We start from the raw sequence: 16,793 nt of genomic DNA on the forward strand, positions 1-16,793 counted from the left end.
ATCCAAGTCTCTGGCTATTCAACTTTCGAAATTCGAATTGGTTCCGAATTTCTTTAGTCGAACTTTAAACCATTTCTTCCGGCGCCCCGGGCAATGGCACTCCAGCCTTCTTTGCAGCGTCCAGATCATAGGGCACGATGAAGCCGGACCGCTTTTCCGGCGCTTTCGCCACGTTTTCAACCGCGCGGCGGCGCCACACTTCGAAATCAGCGGCCTCGGGGCGATCGATTTCGTCGCCCAACCACCGCCCAAAGACCTTTGCCTTCAGCGCCAAAACCTGAGAGGTCGAAGTCAGCAACAACCCGGCCTCCGCATCCCAGTTCATGCTCCGCCCATTGAGGTTCGCGGATGAGACTATAGCAGCGTTATCGTCAAAAATGGCGACCTTCGAATGGACGTATATGATCGGCGCGCTGGCAAGCGTGGCCCGCTCCGTCGCCACGTCTTCAGCACTGGGCCGTCTGGGTTGCACGGGGCTGACGGCGAGAAACCTCTCCCCAAAGGCGCGTCGCACTCTGCGAATGGCACGCGCCTGCAAATACTCGCCAAACCTGCCATCCAAACTGGCCTCGTCGCTGAAGGCCAAGGCCTCCGGGGCCGCCGGAAGGAGCACGATCAGATGCAGACCGGGCTCACGACGGGCGGCGGACGCCAACGCCCTGACGATGTCTCGATCTCGGAAATACTGGGTCTCCAGATAGATCAAGTTTTTGGCGGTCTTGATCCTGCTCAGGTGTTGCTCGGCGATGGTAGAACAAACGGTTTCCGGCGCGAGGTGAAAGATGTTCTGCCGCCGCCTGCGGGACAAAGTCGCCAAGAATGGTTGGGCAAGACCATTCACCTCAGCCTTGCGGTCGATAACGTCTGACAAATCATCGAGATAGGCAGACGCCGAAGCGGCGACGTCCAGATCTCTGGTTATCAATTGAAGATCGTGCCAAGTATCCTGCGCTGGCTGCTGATGCTTCTCATCGTCAAACCTACGCTCATTCAAGTCGAGACCGCCAATGTACGTCGTTGCATTGTCAAATACCGCCATCTTGTGGTGCAACGTGACGGGTTGCAGCTGCGGCAGCGCCCACTTCTTGGCGCAAACCTTCCCGTTAATGACATGAAGTAGGCCGCGCAAACCGGGAGACGCGCGCAACCGCCCTTCCGGGTCGGGATCGTCGTTTAGGCTCTTCACAATTCGCGAGAGTTCCTTGCGGGTCTTCGCAGCAAAAGCCAGCCTTGGAACGATGCCTCCACGCGCGGGATGCATGACACAGCGAACCGTCAGCCGTGCGGCGCCGGGTGCGGTCAACTCGTTTATCCCACACGCGATTGCCATGAACTGCCAAGACTGTTCATGCATGTCATGCGCCATGACGGGGTCAAAGTCAGAAAGGACAAGCTTGATAGGAACCCCTCTGTTCAGGGTATGAACAAAGAGATCGCACCATCTCTCGCCGGTGGCGCGGGCCGAGGCGGAACGCAATTTGGTTCGGAGATCAAAGAGCCGGAATCCCATGGAGATGTTCGATTGCGCGCCCAAGAAGAGCTGCTCGAGTCTCGGATATGCCTCGCTTGCATTGACCAATATTTCCAGATGATCGAGACCATCGCTTTTAACGGTTTCTCGACTCGCAACCGAGCCGCCCGCTACAGTCCGGCGCATCTCATTGCTCACCTTCTCTGGGTGGAGGTTTCTCGCCAAATCAGTGGACTGCCCAGTCACTTTCATGTTGAAAGCCCCTGGCACGCCAATCCGTCCCCGCTCTGCGGAGCGGCTTCCAGCGAAGTGGCGACAAGCCGGGAAATGAAACATCGGCGAGAATGGCCAGCCACTCGCTGTGCCACCGACTTGCGCACGTAGCCGTCGTGGGCACCCTTGCGCCGGACACCACGTGTTCTACCCCATTTGCCAACCATGATAGCAATGACCTTCCGACGCTATTGGGTGATCAGGACCGACTGAAAGGCTCTTTCCAATGCGTGATCTATAGCTTGGCTCCGCAGCGGCTAACGCCGTCGGATACTTGGCATCAACCCGGGGCCACAGGATAAGTTCCACAGAGCAGACGATTTCGCTCGCGCCTGTCGGCCGCCCGGTTCAGAAACCATCGGCAGGTCAACCGATGGTAGTCGACGTGGTCAGGCCGCGATCAACGCAGCTTGGCGCAACTCGGTCATTGCGATGGCCTCATGCGCTTTCAGGCATGTGCGTGCAGCACTGCCATATGCGCCTATGTTTGAACGCAGCTCGGGAAACACCTGAAAGAGTTCATCGCGAGATTTATCCGTGATCGCCGCGATCCCGGCATCGCCCGCATAGAAGCTCTCTGTAGCAGCACCTTCGGCGTAGATGATTTCATGCTGATCAAACATGATGTGGATATAGGTGACGCTGTCGCATGGGGTTTGACGGACGCTCACACCATCGATCAAATGCTTGGCCGCCACCAAAACCTCGTCGCAACCGAATAAGAGCTCGGTGCGATATCCCGTAAACAGCAACCGGTGCTGCGGTGACACCAGAAGGTCCCGCTTTGCCCCGTCCATGACGGTATCGCTAACAGAAATCGGAGCGAATCTTCCGTGTCCTGCAACGGTGCGGCTCCCGGTCCAACGGATCGGTTGAGGGCCATGGTCACGCGTGATGACCATGTCTCCCGGGCACAATGTTTCGATGGCGCGCTCACCCCGTGGCGTAAGTATCCGGGTGCCGGGGGTGAAACAGATGATATTCTCGATCTCGGAGAAGTTGACGATCGTGCCATCTGCCATGACGATCGTGCCTGACAGACCGCCGGCATTGTCGTTCGTGTTGGTGAAGATGATGTCGTTGTAGGAGACCTCCGGGTTCAATTGCAAAGTATCGCCGTTGGTCTCGCCGCCCTCGCCCCCCACGATCGTAATGGTGCTGCTGCCCGCTTCGCCGAGATTCCCCAGGACAAAGAGATCGTCGCCGTCGCCCCCGTCGGCGAAATCACCTTCGGCCACGTAGATCTCGTCGTTGCCGGCACCACCATCGAGCGAATCCGCACCGGTGCCGCCGATCAAAGTGTCGTCGCCGTCGCCGCCGATCAGTGTGTCGTCCCCTGACCCGCCGTCCAAGGTGTCGTTGCCCGCTTCGCCAAACAGGTTGTCGTTTCCGGAACCACCTTCGATGCTGTCGTCACCGTCCTCCGGTGCAACGGCATCAAAGTGGATATCCGACAGCCAGATCGCCTGAGTGCCGGACTGACCGTTGCCATAAACGATCTCGATCCGCGAGACAGGGCCGGCAATCTCGACAAGGACAGAACCGTCGGCCTGCGCCGGGCTGTTTGCATTTCCGTCAGCGGTAATGGTGTTTCCGACGACAGTGTCGCTTCCACCCGGCGTCAGAACCACCGTGACAGGATTGCCGAATGCGTCATAGGCATTGACGGTAACGATATCCGTATGATTGCCGGCGCCGCTGTCGATGTCGTTGATGCGGAACTGAACGTTCTCGACCTCGTCAGCGTATGTGCTGCCGGGCGCCGCGGCAAAATCGATCGTCGTGGTCGAGGTCGCTCCGTCACCGTTGCCGAAGAGGTCGATGCTGGACGTCGGATTGAAGGGCTCGCCGCTCGCCACGTATTGGGTCGTGCCGCTTTCGATCTCGAAGGTAGGATTGTTGTTGCCGTTGTTGGCAAAACTGACCGAAACCTCCATCTCTCCGGTGATCTGAGTAAATCCGTCGCCGACGTCGTCTGCGTCGTTGGCAACAGCTTCCCAGTTGAGATACTCGGCGCTGTCGGTCAGGCCGCCATTGTTGTCGCCATAGATGGTATCCGATCCATCCCCGCCATAGAGGGTGTCGTCCCCGCCGCCGCCTTCGATCGTATCATTGCCGCCGCCCGTGAGGACAACGTCGTTGCCATCGCCAGACAACACGACATCGTCGCCCCCCCCGACACCATCATCATCGTGGTCCGTATAGGAGGTGGATATCGTGTCGGCCGAGGATGTTCCGTTAACGACATCATCTGCTTGAACGTAATTGGTATAGTTGAAGACCGGGTCATTACTTGCGACGTCGGGATTGGAATCATACGCGATGACCTCATAGGTCCGCCCGCTGATCAGCGGCACCTCCGACAGCGTATAATTGCCAGCAGCAGCGCCAGTCTCTACGTCGAGCTGAACGACCTCGAAAATCTCGCCGGTGACGGTATCCCGAACCGTCCACACCAACTCCGCATCGACATTCGTGCCAGTCGAAACAGCAAGGCCGACCGTGACGTTCGCCGTAGCCGTCTCGGCCCCGTTGTTATCGTCATCGAGGGTCCAGCCCTGATTGTTGGGTTCCGTGTCGGTAATCGTCGCTGTGCCAGCTGTGTCCGATGACCCCGTCCAGACGAAACTGCTTCCGAGACCGGTCGTGAAAACCGACGCCGGATCAGTGTCATAGAGGCCGACGGTATATGTTGGCATGCCCAATACTCCTACGCCGCAAAACAGAGTTCTGCGCGCTGCTCGATGTCGCGGCGGTCTGACGCCGCCCTGCCGGACACATTTCCGCGTGACCGTGCCATTTGTTTCCAAATTGGATACGGACTCGGTGAGGCATTTATTCGAACAGTTTCAGGTAATTTTTCGGCGAATTGAGGCGGGTTTGCGGCCCCGGCGGTGGGCTGATCCCTGCTCCGAAACAGAGTTCCCGAATGAGATTCGATCGCGTCTGAAGCCGGACAAATCAGGCGCAGCCGTTGTCGGCAGCACATCGGCGCGTAATCTCACACAGCCTACTTCGGTCGGATCAACACCCCAATTCGGGGGCCGGATCCATTATCTCAACACGCAACAGGCCACCGCAACCCCTCGACCATTAGGTCAATTTTTCAAAGCCCTACCCGGCAAACCTCAAGTCGAATCGTCAAAAGAAACCTTTGCAGCACAGCAAACACTTGAAAACGGAACGCGACAATGGGAACGTTCCCATGGAAACACCGAATCGGAATGGCATCGTCGATGAAGAAGCGGCAGGACACTACGATCATCGACATCGCACGCTTGGCCGGCGTGTCGAAGAGTACCGTGTCGCGCGTTCTGACCGATGCACCAAACATCTCGAAAGATGCGCGAGAACGGGTTCTCGAAGTCGTGCGCCAAACGGGATTCAGACCGAACCATCTTGCCCGAAGCCTTCGGTCGGGCAACACGGGGATCGTTGGCCTTGTGATTCCTGATATTGCCAACCCGTTCTGGGCGGACGTGGCACGCGGTGCCCAGGACGCAGCCTCTGACAAGGGGACGTCGATACTTATTTTCAGTTCCGACTGGGACCCCGACCGCGAAGCCCGACACTTTCGCGCCCTTCTGCAGGCCCGCGTCGATGGCGCGATCATCAATCCCGTGCGGGACAGCCTAGAAGATATAGCCGATTTTGGCATACCATTGGTGCTGATCGGGTCATCGGCCGGTCGCTTCGCAGACCTCCCCTCTGTGGGAAGCAATATCGAACAAGGCGTCGCGATCGGCCTCGATCATGCCAACACGCTCGGCCTTGGCCTGCCTGCGCTCATCGTCGGCGACGCCGAGCGTAGCGCCCGTCTGCGCTTTGTCGCGGCGGTAAAGGCGGAAATCAGTCTGCGCGGATCAGCGACCGATAATCTGATCGTCGAAGACGGGCACTACACGGTCGAAGGTGGAAGGGCCGCAATGGAACGGATCCTCGCGAGTTCGTCGAAGCCTACGTTTATCTTCGCGGCCAACGACCTGATGGCGCTTGGCGCGATGCAGGCGGTGCGAGAGGCGGGCCTGCGTTGTCCCGAGGATATTTCCATCCTTGGTTTCGACGGAATCCCCGCTGGTGAAGTCAGCGCGCCCGGATTGACCACCGTCGCCAAACCTTCGCGCCAATTGGGTGCTCATGCCTTCAATTTGTTGACCGAAAAGCGCCAGACCGCAGAGCACTTGACGTTGCCTTGCACCTTGATCGAACGCGGCTCAGTTCGGACCGCCCCTCCCCTGTCCTGCGCAATCTAGGAGGCCAGCCATGACCACCCCCTCCTCTGCCAGCACGAAAATTGGGAACGTTCCCAAGTCGCGGGCGGCCGGTTACCCGATCATCGAGTCTCGTGGCGACAGGTTTCGGGACGGTGTGCGCAAATGGTGGCCCTACTACCTGATGCTCGCCCCCGGTCTGATCTATTTCATGGTGTTCCACTATCTTCCCGTATGGGAGGCGAAGCTCGCCTTCGAGGATTTGCGGATCATCGGCCCCAACATCTGGGTCGGGCTCAAGCACTTCGCGCAACTGTTCACGTCGCCCGCCTTTGCCCAAGTGCTGTGGAACACCTTGATCATCTCCGCGATGAAGATTGCCTTCGTCTTTCCTCTGCCAATTCTACTGGCCCTGCTGATCAACGAAGTCCGGAACCCGCGTTTCCGTCGCTCCGTGCAATCGGTAATCTATCTGCCCCACTTCCTGTCGTGGGTGGTGATTGCCGGCATCTTTATTGCGGCGCTCTCGTCTTCCGATGGGGCCGTGAACGATCTGCGTGACGCCTTCGGTCTGGAGCGGCGCAGCTACATGACCGACGCAGGGGCAATCCGCTGGGTTCTGGTCTGGTCCGAGGCGTGGCGCTCTGCGGGATGGGACTCGTTGCTCTACTTCGCCGCGATCATGGCGATCGACCCGGCTCTCTACGAGGCCGCCGAAATGGATGGCGCGACCCGCTGGCAAAAGATGCGACACATCACCTTGCCCGGAATCGTGCCCACCATCGCGACCTTGTTCATTCTTAATGTCGGGTTGTTCCTGCACGCCGGCTTCGATCAGGTCTTCAACCTCACCAACGACGCAATCCGAGACCGCATCGATATCATCGACACCTACGTCTACCGCCTTGGAATCGGCGGCGGGCAGTTCAGCCTCGCGACGGCAGCCGGACTGTTCAAGGGCGTCATTGGCATGATCCTGATGATCGGCGCGCATACGCTGTCCAAGCGCCTCACCGGCAAGGGGGTCTGGTAATGGCCCGACAAAACCGGACCGGACTCGAGCGGATGGAAGAGGCGATCATCGCCTCGGTCCTCATCGCTCTGGTTATCGTCACAGTGCAGCCGATCCTGAACCTTTTGGCGATTTCTCTTTCGGACCCGGCGAACGTGCCCGGGATGGGCGGTCTGACCATCGTGCCGGACGGTTTTTCCATCGACATCTGGGCGCTGCTCGCACAACACCCGGCGGTTCAGAGAGGCTTGATGAACTCTCTCCTGATTACCGTGGTCGGAACCGCGCTCAATCTCGTCTGTACCGCGCTCATGGCATGGCCGCTCTCTCGGAAAAAGCTCCCCTTCCGACGCACCATCTTTATCCTGGTTCTGATCACGATCGTCTTCGAACCCGGCATTATCCCCGATTACTTCGTCATGCGGCGACTTGGTCTGCTCGACGACTACGCGGCCGTCATCCTCTACAAGCTGGTCAACGCCTGGTATCTGATCATCCTGATCCGCTTCTTCGAGGAAGTCCCGGAAGAGCTGATCGAGGCGGCGGAGCTCGACGGCGCCAATCCATTCCAGGTGTTCTGGAAAGTTGTCCTGCCGCTTGCGAAACCGGCCCTTGCGACGATTACCCTGTTCTACGTCGTCTACCACTGGAACGATTTCCTGCGCCCGATGATCTACTTCAACGATCAGGACATGTGGCCGCTTCAGGTGGTATTACGTCAGTTCGTCGTCGTCGGGGACAAGGCCGCAATCGTCGGACTACAGGCGATGAACAGCTACGAGGGCGCGAGCCAGATCGATTTCAAGGCGTTCCGTGCGGGCATGATCCTGTTCACCATGCTGCCGGTCCTCGCGATCTATCCGCTCATACTCAAGTTTTTCACCAAAGGCACCATGTCCGGTGCCCTCAAATGACCCGAGTGTCGAAACCCGCATCTTATGGGAGGAACCAGATGCATAAACTGACAACGAGCCGTCGCGCTCTTCTAGCCGGTATTGCCGCCTTGCCGGCGGCAACCCTGCTGCCACGCATCGCGCATGCCGCCAGCGGCAAGGTCCGCATCGTGATGAAGGACTTGCTGACGTCGAACCCCGAAGACGTCGCTCATATCGAGCGTATTCAGGCAGCATTGGCCGAACGTGGGCACGACATCACCCTCGAGATCGTCGACTTGCCCTCCGAAGGCTACGCTGAAAAGCTCAACCTGATGCTTCTGTCCGGTGACATCCCGGACCTGATCTACTTCCAGGGCGGGGACGAGCAGATCTCCAGCCAAGGGGTGCTTCGGGATCTCAATCCGCTCATTGCCGAAACCGAATACCTCGCCGATGCGCTCTGGCCGCATAACGAAGCGCGGATGGCCAACTATCCCTACCTCATGTATGTCTATCCGCCACGCACGAAGGCTCCGGTCATGCGCGCCGATCTACTCGCCGCCACCGGCATGGATGCGCCGACAGACCTCGATGGCTGGGACGTCATGTTGCGCGCCATCCCCGGCACCGCTCTGGACGGGACGCCGGTCACGCACGGCATCATCACGCCCAACAATACCGCCGAGATGGACGCAGTGTTCGACCCGGCGTTCGGTGTCACTTCGACCTGGATGAAGAACGATGCGGGCGAATGGATCAGCAGCCGCGTGAGCGACGCCGAGCGGGAGAAGCTGCGCTGGTATGCGAGCCTCTATGCCGACGGCACGCTGGACCCTGAATTCATCACCTCGAACTGGGAAGTGAAGGAGGACAAGTTCTACACCGGTCAGGTCGGGGTCGTCATGGGCACCGCTGGTCCAGTCGTCGGCATCTACGAAGCCAAGATGGCACAGGTCAACCCGGGTGCAGAATTGATGCTGCTCACGCCGCCCGCGGGCATCCAGGCGATCGACGTCAGCAAGGAAAGCCGAGGCTTCGCGATCCCTGTCACGACAGAGAACACCGATGCCGTCATGGCCTTCCTCGACTTCATAGCAAGCCCCGAGGGGCAGTTCTTCGACCGCTTGGGCTTCGAGGGCACGCACTACACCCGTGACGGCGACACCCTGACTGCAACCGATCGGTTCGGCGAATGGTATCCGCGGTTCATCATCACCGATCCGTCAGTCTACACGCCGCCACTCAGCGCCCTGTCACCGCTCGCACAGGCCTCGCTCGATCAAGGCGTGGAATACTTCCGGCCCGACAACAGCTTTGTGTTCCCGCCAGAACTCGCGGCATCCGTCGACGCGGCCGAAAGCTTCTACCGCACCGCAGTCTTCCGCTTCGTGTCGGGCGAGACCTCGGTAGAGGACGACTGGGATGCCTTCGTCGACGGCTGGATGGCCGAAGGCGGCGCGGAAATGACAGACTACGCCCGGACCGTTCTGGGATGACCGCAGACGAGAATTCCGCCGAAACGCGCGGCCCCGATTTCCGGGGCCGCGTCCATGCGGTCGTTCATGGTGTCGCCTATGGCGATGCCATGGGCGCTCCGGTCGAGAAACTTTCCGCCGCCGAAATCCGCGAACGATACGGGCGGGTCACCTCCTTGCGGACCGAATGGCATCGCACCGGACAGTCCGAACAAGCCCGTCAGGGTCGGATACGCGGTCACGGCATCGTCACCGACGACACGGGGATGACACTTGCTCTCATGCGGATCTATGGCCGCGAGCGCCGCCATCTGGATGCCTGGGACATGGGCACCGGCATGGTGCGCGAGATCACCTGGGAGCGGCACTGGGTGCCCGAATTGCAGCGTGAAGCGGCTCTGATCGAGCGGCTCTTCTATCCCGAGAAATGGATCTTTCAGCGCCATCAGCTGTCCGGATGCGATCCGCGCCAAGGTGGCGTCGGCAACATGGTCAACTGCGGTGCAGCAATGTACATCGCCCCCGTCGGCGTCGTCAACGCAGGCGATCCGCAGCGCGCCTATGACGAAGCGATCGCTTTTGCGATGGGGCATCAGCAAAGCTACGGCCTTGAGGCTGCAGGAGTTCTCTCCGCAGCCATCGCGCAAGCGTTCGTTCCGGGCACGACGCTGGATCAGGTCATCCGAACCGCGCATGACCTGGCCCACGACGGCACCCGTTCGGCGATCGCCGCAATCGTCGAAATCGCCGAAACGCTCGCAGCCAAAGGCGCCGGGCCCGACGAAGTCACCGCGGCGTTTCATACTGCGATTGCACCCTTTTCCCCTATGGGCGACGACCTTGTTCACACGCCGGAAAAGGCAGGTCGGGCGAGCAATGCCTACCAACCCTCCCGCCTCCTCTCGATAGAGGAACTGCCATTGGCTCTTGGTTTCTGTCTGACGGCCGGCGGCAATTTCAAACAAGCGGTGGAAGACGGGATCAACTCCGGCCGCGATACCGATAGTATCGGCGTCATGGCGGGCGCCATACTCGGTGCACTGCACGGCCCGTCCGTGATCGACCCCGAGGATGCGGCGCTGCTTGATGACGCCAATCGGCTGCAACTCGGCGCCGCTGCCGACCACTTCACCGACGCCGCATTGGCAATACAGGCAAACGACGCCGCAAGCGCCAAAGCGATCCTCGCCGCCCGCCGGGCACTATCTAATCCAGCCAAGGACAAGGCCGCCGAATGACGCCAGAAACGCTCCGCGCAAAAATCTATGCAGGCCTGCTGGGCAAGACCGCCGGCGTCCGTCTCGGCGCGCCAGTGGAACCCACCGCCTGGGACCATGACCTGATCCGAGCCACCTATGGTGAGATCACCGGCTATGTTCGCGACTACCAGAATTTCGCCGCCGACGATGACACGAATGGCCCCTACTACTTCGTCCGCACCCTGTTCGACGAGTTGGAATTTACCGCCGAAGCGGCAGGGCGCACTTGGCTCGACTACATCCCCGACGGTCACGGCATGCTGTGGTGGGGCGGATTTGGTATCTCGACCGAACAGACCGCTTTTGAAAACCTCCAAAACGGTATCGTGCCGCCCAGAAGCGGATCAATCGCGCAGAACGGTCTGATCTCGGCTGAGCAGATTGGCGGACAGATCTTCTCTGACTGTTGGGGGTGGGTGAACCCCGGCGATCCTGCCGAGGCCGCACGTATGGCGCGCATCATGGGCAGCGTCTCCCACGACGGCGAGGCACTGGAGGGAGCGGCCTATGTCGCGGCCGCCAACGCCGTCGCCTTTGACACGGCTGACATTCAGGCCGTCCACCGAATGGCACGCGCATATGTCACCGACGGCACAGCCTATGCCGCGGTAATCGACGCGGTTGCGGCCTTCCACGCATCAGAGCCCGACGATTGGCGCGCCTGCTTTGCAATGCTCGAAGCCGATTTCGGCTACGACAAATGGACGGGTGTCTGCCATGTCATCCCCAATGCAGGCGTCGTGGTGCTGGCACTTCTGTATGGCAGGGGTGACATGCCCCGCACCATCGAGATTGCCACCATGTGCGGCTGGGACACGGACTGCAACGCGGGCAATGCAGGCTCCATCGCGGGCATCGCCCAAGGGGTGCAGCGCAGCTGGGACAAATATCGAGGGCCGATTAACGATATCCTCATCGCCTCCGGTGTAACGGGGGCGGCCAATATCGTCGATCTGCCTTCCTTCGCACGCGATCTCACCGTGCTTGCCCTGCGAGACCGGCCCTTTGACATTCCGGCATACTGGGTATCGGCGGTCGCCCTTCGCGGTGTCGATTTCGACTTCACCCTGCCCGGCGCAACTCACGGTCTCCGGGCTGCCGGCTCGCACCGGTTGCGCACCCTGCCGGGCCTTACAGACGGGGCGCTGACTGTTCAGGTCGATCGCTGGGCCGGCACCAATGGGAGCAAGCCCGGCGACACCGGCCGTGTGTTCTGGAAACCATTCTACCGAGAGGCGGATTTCGACGACAACAGATACCGCCCGATGCTGTCACCTATCGTGGCCGCAGGACAGACCGCGACATTCACCCTGCGCGGCGGCGCAGCGATTGAGGGCCCACGCACCGTGCAGTTCGTGCCCTATGTCCGGCATGCCATGACCGGCAAAGTGACCGAACTGGGGACATGGACCGACCTGCCCGAAGACTGGCAGGAGGTGAGCTTCACGCTGCCTGAGAGCGACGAGGCAATCGATGAGATCGGCCTCATGCTGCGCCAGATGGACCCAACCCGCGTCTTGATGCGGTTCGAGATCAAGCGCCTGCGCATCGAAGGCCCGGGCCAGACCCGGATCGTTCCGGCGTTGGAGGCGCCCGAATGGGGGGCGGTCTCTCGGTTCTCGTTCAATCGCGGAACATGGACAGTGCAAGACACGATCACCGGATCAGCTCAGACAGATGCAGACCTTTGGACGGGGCACCCATATGCGACAGATCAGACCGTTTCAGCAACTTTGGAAAGTCGCAGTGGCGACAGCCACCTTGTCACCGCGCGGGTGCGAACTGCCTGCCGGTTTTATGCTGCAGGGATCGAAGGAGGACGAGCGGTGATCCTGTGTGAGGACCACGGAACTCAGATCCTGGCCGAGGCGCCCCTGCCGGACGACATAGCGGAAAAGACGACCCTCTCACTGACCGCCAAGGGCGATAAGCTCTCGCTGACCATAGACGGCGTCGCAATACTCGAGGCGATCGATAATCGTCATCCGCGCGGCATGGCGGGGCTACGCCTCGGAGGTCCCGGCCGGATGTCCTGTAGCGCCTTTTCGATCGAGGAGCACTGATCATGGGACACATCGTCTTGGAGCAAGTGGGAAAATCCTACGGCGGTGCGGACGTGCTGACCGGGATCGACTTCGAGATATCGGAAGGTGAGTTTGTCGTCCTTGTCGGCCCCTCTGGCTGCGGAAAATCCACCCTTCTAAGGATGATCGCCGGGCTCGAGGACATAACGCATGGGCGGATAATCATCGACGGCACGATCGCCAACCGAATTCCGGCAAAGCAACGGGGCCTTGCCATGGTGTTCCAGAGCTACGCGCTCTATCCACACATGAACGTCGCCGACAACATGAGCTTTGCGCTACGCCTTGCACGCGCGCCCAAGGACGAGATCAATGCAAAGGTCCAGAACGCCGCCGCGATCCTCGGCCTGACCGACCATCTCGAACGGCTGCCGCGCGAGCTTTCGGGCGGCCAACGGCAACGGGTCGCCATGGGGCGCGCGATCGTGCGTGACCCCGAAGCTTTTCTCTTCGACGAACCGCTGTCGAACCTCGACGCCAAGCTGCGCGTCCACATGCGATCCGAGATCAAGAAACTTCACCAACGCCTTGGCAAAACGATGGTCTACGTCACCCATGACCAAACCGAAGCGATGACGATGGCCGACCGGATCGTGGTCCTGAATGAGGGAGGCATTGCTCAGGCAGGTCCGCCCGAAGACCTCTACAACAACCCGGTTTCACTCTTCGTCGCGAGCTTCATCGGCTCGCCCGAAATCAACCTTTTGGAAGCAAAAGCAGCCGGGCCGGCGGCGGTTCATGCCTTGGCAAAGGACGGCACCCGCTTGGCTCTCCCCCACGCACTCGACCTTCCCGAAGGGACACCGATCACCTGCGGAATCCGCCCTCAGACCATGTCGTTGGACCCAAAGGGGATTCCGGCGGAAGTCACCCTGGTCGAGCCGACAGGCGAAGCGGTCGAAGCCTCGCTCCGACTGGCAAACCAGCATGTCCTGGCGGTGCTGCCGGCCAGTGCGCGTCTGGCACCGGGCCAACAGGTGACAATCGGATACCCTTCTGAGCGGATGTTTGTCTTTGATCCCGTCACCGGGGCGCGGATCGCATGAGTTGGCAGCGCGTCGACTGGGCACCAAATTCGACCGGCCCTCTCACAGGCGTCCGGGTTTTGGACGCGTCGCGGCTCGTCGCAGGCAACATGTGCTCGCTACAGATGGCGGATTTCGGCGCTGACGTCGTCAAGGTGGAGCCGCTGCCTTCCGGGGACCCGCTTCGGGCATGGGCACAACGCGGCGTGTCCACGTTCTGGAAGGCCTACGCCCGAAACAAGCGATCGGTCGGGCTTGATTTCCGTGCAGACGGTGCCGTGCCGCTCCTTGGGCGGCTGATCGAACAGGCGGACGTGTTCATCGAGAACTTTCGCCCCGGCACATTGGAGAAAATGGGGCTCGCACCCGAAGACCTCATCGCCCGGCACCCCGGACTGATCGTCCTTCGCGTCTCTGGTTTCGGTCAAACCGGACCCTATGCGCCCCGTCCCGGCTTCGGGACGCTCGTCGAGGGGATGTCCGGTTTCGCAAGCCGCAACGGTATGGCCGATGGGCCACCCTTGCTGCCGCCCTTGGCCCTCGCGGACATGATCGCTGGTCTGTATGGCGCAAATGCCGTCGCAATGGCGCTGCGAGCAAGAGACCAGAGCGGCCGGGGCCAGATCATCGATCTTGCCCTGCTCGACGCGATGACCTCCGTCCTCGGCCCCGAGGCGATGGACTATGCCCTCACGAGCAAAGTGAAACCGCGCGTCGGCAACGCGTCAAATACAGCCGCCCCGCGCAATGCCTATCGCAGCAGCGATGGGCAGTTCATCGTGGTTTCGGGGTCGATGCAGAGCATGGCTGAACGGCTGTTCACGGCGATCGGTCGGGCCGATCTGATCAGCGATCCCCGTTTTGTCAGCAACGCGAAACGATTGGAAAACCGCGACGCACTCGATGCGATCATCGGTGACTGGTTTGCAAAAATCAGCCGTGCGGAAGCTCTCGACATTCTCGGTGCAGCGGGCGTTACCGCCTGTCCGCTGAACGACATTGCGGACATCGCCGACGATATCCACTTCCGCGACCGTGGGCTCTATGTCGAGGTGCCGGATGCAGATCTCGGACATGCCGCCATCCACGGGCCGCTGCCACGCCTTTCCGCGACGCCGGGCAGCTTGCGTTCACCCGCTCCGACCCTTGGCGAACACACCGACGCGGTCCTTGCGGAATGCGGGCTTTCCCCTGCCGAGATTGCTGCTGCTCGTGGTATGGGCTTGGTCGCATGATCTGGCGGTCCCTGCTCTACGTGCCCGCGAATGTGCCTGCCTTTGTGCACAAAGCACAATCGCGCGGAGCTGACGCCTTGATTCTCGATCTCGAGGACAGCGTCGCCGACAATGCCAAGCAAGCCGCCCGAAAAATGCTGTCAGAGAATTGGGAGGCCCTTCGTAGCGGCCCTTCGGACCTGATCGTCCGCATCAACGCTCCATTACGCGACGCGGTTCGCGACCTCGAGGCAGTCGTCCGCCCCGGTCTTGTCGGCATTTACCTGCCAAAGATCACCAGCCCGGATCACCTTCGAATTCTTGCAGCACTCGTGTCCGAACTGGAGGCAGAGCGAGACATGCCGGCCGGTGGCATCGGCCTTGTCCCTATGATCGAAACGCCGTCTGCACTTGAACAAGCCTTCCCGATCGCCACGGCGTCCCCGCAAGTCGTCGCCATCACGCTCGGTGGAGAAGACCTCGCAACGGCCTGCCACATGACTCCCACACCCGAGGCGCTTTTTGCCCCCCGTCAACGAATTGTCTTGGCCGCACGTGCCGCCGGTATTTCACCACTCGGCCTGCTGGACAGCCCTGCGAACCTCGATTCTTCAGGGTTGGCAGAACTGGCCGTCCGCTCCCGCCAATTCGGATTTGACGGTGCGGCTGTCATTCACCCCGCAGCCATTGATCCACTCAATACTGGATTCTTGCCCGACGACGCCGAGATAGCAGAAGCCCGCCGCATCGTCGAAGCGCTCGACAACGCTAACTCCCAAGGACGCGCCTCCGCACGGATCGGAACCCGAATGATTGATCTGGCCATGCGGCGACGCGCTGAAGCCATAATCGAGCGGGTCAGAACGATACGCGAAAAGTAGTAATCTTAGCGAGGCGAAGTTACCGCGATTCGAAGCGGATTGAGGTGCGCCTAGTTTCCCGGACACTGGCCTGTTTCAGTTTCTGCTGCCTGATTTCGAGGTCAATGGGCGACAGCATGCCGTTTTTGGTGTGCTCGCGCTTCGGATTGTAGAACATCTCAACGTATTCAAACACGTCCGGCCTAGCATCGTCCCTCGTGGGGTATGTCCGCCGCTTGATCCGTTCTCGTTTCACCAGTTCGAAGAAACTATCGGCGACTGCGTCGTCGCTGCAATTGCCGCGTCGGCTTATGCTGGGTTCAAGGTTGTGCTGGCGAAGAAACGTCTGCCACTCCCGGCCGGTGAACTGCGGGACTTCATCAGAATTGCGCTGTGACTTGGTCCATTAGCTTTCGTCGCCAGACGGCCTTCAGCAAGGCTTGACAGGCGCGGTCGGTCGTCATTCGGGATTGGGCCGACCAACCAACTACACCGCGCGAGAACAGGTCGGTAACGGCTCAAGGTTGCAGCCGATCTTCATGGGAATCGATCTAGGTGATGCCAGTCACTCAGCCCTGATAGTGAGGTGACGCCTCGAACCGTTGCGCGAGCCTGTTCTCAGCGACGACCGCTTGCATACCGTCATATCAGCCGCGACTGCGCCTGTTGCCGATCTGCGCAACGATCCCGGCCAGCGACGCCTATCGTAACAAGCGGTTCTCGTAGATCGTCCGTCAGCTTACGATAGCCGGCGACCTTGACACTAAGTACCCCAGGCCTGCCGGATAAGTTCGGTCTGGCGCTCGTCCGATTGCGCACGATGTCTTAACAGTTCCTTCAGCCATGCATTGAAGCCACTGAAATCAACCCGGAGTACACGTGACCTGAGTCCCAAGTTTCCTCCACCTTGCGGAGAGTCTTTGGGTTTTGGTTGATGGCCTTAGGCGGCCAGTTTGTCCATCATCGTTTTCTCTGCGAATTCCCTCGGTGTCAGGTTTTTCAAAGCCGAATGCGGTCTTTGATTGTTGTAGTTC

General features: G+C 60.2%; 12 protein-coding genes. 9 read left to right on the top strand and 3 right to left on the bottom strand.

All coding sequences use genetic code 11. From position 1 onward, the window contains the following. Positions 1 to 64: 64 nt before the first annotated feature. Both LOM8899_RS20675 and LOM8899_RS20680 read right to left on the bottom strand, forming a co-directional pair. Entirely contained in the window at positions 65 to 1,723 is a 1,659-nt protein-coding gene (locus tag LOM8899_RS20675; protein WP_168770618.1) for a phospholipase D family protein, read from the bottom strand. A 410-nt stretch (positions 1,724 to 2,133) separates the two neighbouring features. Continuing rightward, complete coding sequence (locus LOM8899_RS20680) at positions 2,134 to 4,443, bottom strand: Hint domain-containing protein (RefSeq protein ID WP_093994156.1); 2,310 nt, start codon at positions 4,441 to 4,443, stop codon at positions 2,134 to 2,136. A 492-nt stretch (positions 4,444 to 4,935) separates the two neighbouring features. On the opposite strand from LOM8899_RS20680, the gene LOM8899_RS20685 reads away from it, so the two are divergent. From LOM8899_RS20685 to LOM8899_RS20725, 9 genes are read left to right on the top strand one after another with little or no spacing between them, the layout of a single operon-like run. Continuing rightward, on the top strand, positions 4,936 to 5,997 hold the full coding sequence (locus LOM8899_RS20685) for a LacI family DNA-binding transcriptional regulator (RefSeq protein ID WP_211096241.1): 1,062 nt from the start codon (positions 4,936 to 4,938) through the stop codon (positions 5,995 to 5,997). Between the two features lie 10 nt (positions 5,998 to 6,007). Then, positions 6,008 to 6,988 carry an ABC transporter permease gene (locus tag LOM8899_RS20690; RefSeq protein WP_093994157.1) on the top strand — a complete coding sequence of 327 codons (981 nt, stop codon included), beginning with the start codon at positions 6,008 to 6,010 and terminating at the stop codon, positions 6,986 to 6,988. After that, positions 6,988 to 7,881, top strand: coding sequence for a carbohydrate ABC transporter permease (locus tag LOM8899_RS20695; protein WP_093994158.1), 894 nt, complete (start codon positions 6,988 to 6,990; stop codon positions 7,879 to 7,881). Before LOM8899_RS20690 ends, LOM8899_RS20695 begins: the two co-directional genes overlap by 1 nt. 38 nt (positions 7,882 to 7,919) lie before the next feature. After that, entirely contained in the window at positions 7,920 to 9,338 is a 1,419-nt protein-coding gene (locus LOM8899_RS20700; protein ID WP_168770619.1) for an extracellular solute-binding protein, read from the top strand. Beyond that, on the top strand, positions 9,335 to 10,555 hold the full coding sequence (locus LOM8899_RS20705; protein WP_093994160.1) for an ADP-ribosylglycohydrolase family protein: 1,221 nt from the start codon (positions 9,335 to 9,337) through the stop codon (positions 10,553 to 10,555). The genes LOM8899_RS20700 and LOM8899_RS20705 overlap by 4 nt, the downstream gene beginning before the upstream one ends. After that, positions 10,552 to 12,639, top strand: a complete 2,088-nt coding sequence (locus LOM8899_RS20710; protein ID WP_093994161.1) for an ADP-ribosylglycohydrolase family protein — start codon at positions 10,552 to 10,554, stop codon at positions 12,637 to 12,639. Before LOM8899_RS20705 ends, LOM8899_RS20710 begins: the two co-directional genes overlap by 4 nt. A 2-nt stretch (positions 12,640 to 12,641) precedes the next feature. Further along, complete coding sequence (locus tag LOM8899_RS20715; RefSeq protein ID WP_093994162.1) at positions 12,642 to 13,706, top strand: ABC transporter ATP-binding protein; 1,065 nt, start codon at positions 12,642 to 12,644, stop codon at positions 13,704 to 13,706. Further along, a complete protein-coding gene (locus LOM8899_RS20720) occupies positions 13,703 to 14,920 on the top strand; it encodes a CaiB/BaiF CoA transferase family protein (protein WP_093994163.1) in 1,218 nt (405 codons plus the stop codon). Before LOM8899_RS20715 ends, LOM8899_RS20720 begins: the two co-directional genes overlap by 4 nt. Further along, entirely contained in the window at positions 14,917 to 15,780 is an 864-nt protein-coding gene (locus LOM8899_RS20725) for an HpcH/HpaI aldolase/citrate lyase family protein (protein WP_168770620.1), read from the top strand. Before LOM8899_RS20720 ends, LOM8899_RS20725 begins: the two co-directional genes overlap by 4 nt. A gap of 19 nt (positions 15,781 to 15,799) precedes the next feature. On the opposite strand, the gene LOM8899_RS23950 is transcribed toward LOM8899_RS20725, so the two are convergent. Further along, positions 15,800 to 16,072 (bottom strand): IS3 family transposase, encoded by a 273-nt coding sequence (locus LOM8899_RS23950; RefSeq protein ID WP_093994165.1) that lies wholly within the window; start codon positions 16,070 to 16,072, stop codon positions 15,800 to 15,802. Positions 16,073 to 16,793 lie beyond the last annotated feature (721 nt).

It is taken from the genome of Flavimaricola marinus (assembly GCF_900184895.1).
GTDB lineage: Bacteria > Pseudomonadota > Alphaproteobacteria > Rhodobacterales > Rhodobacteraceae > Flavimaricola > Flavimaricola marinus.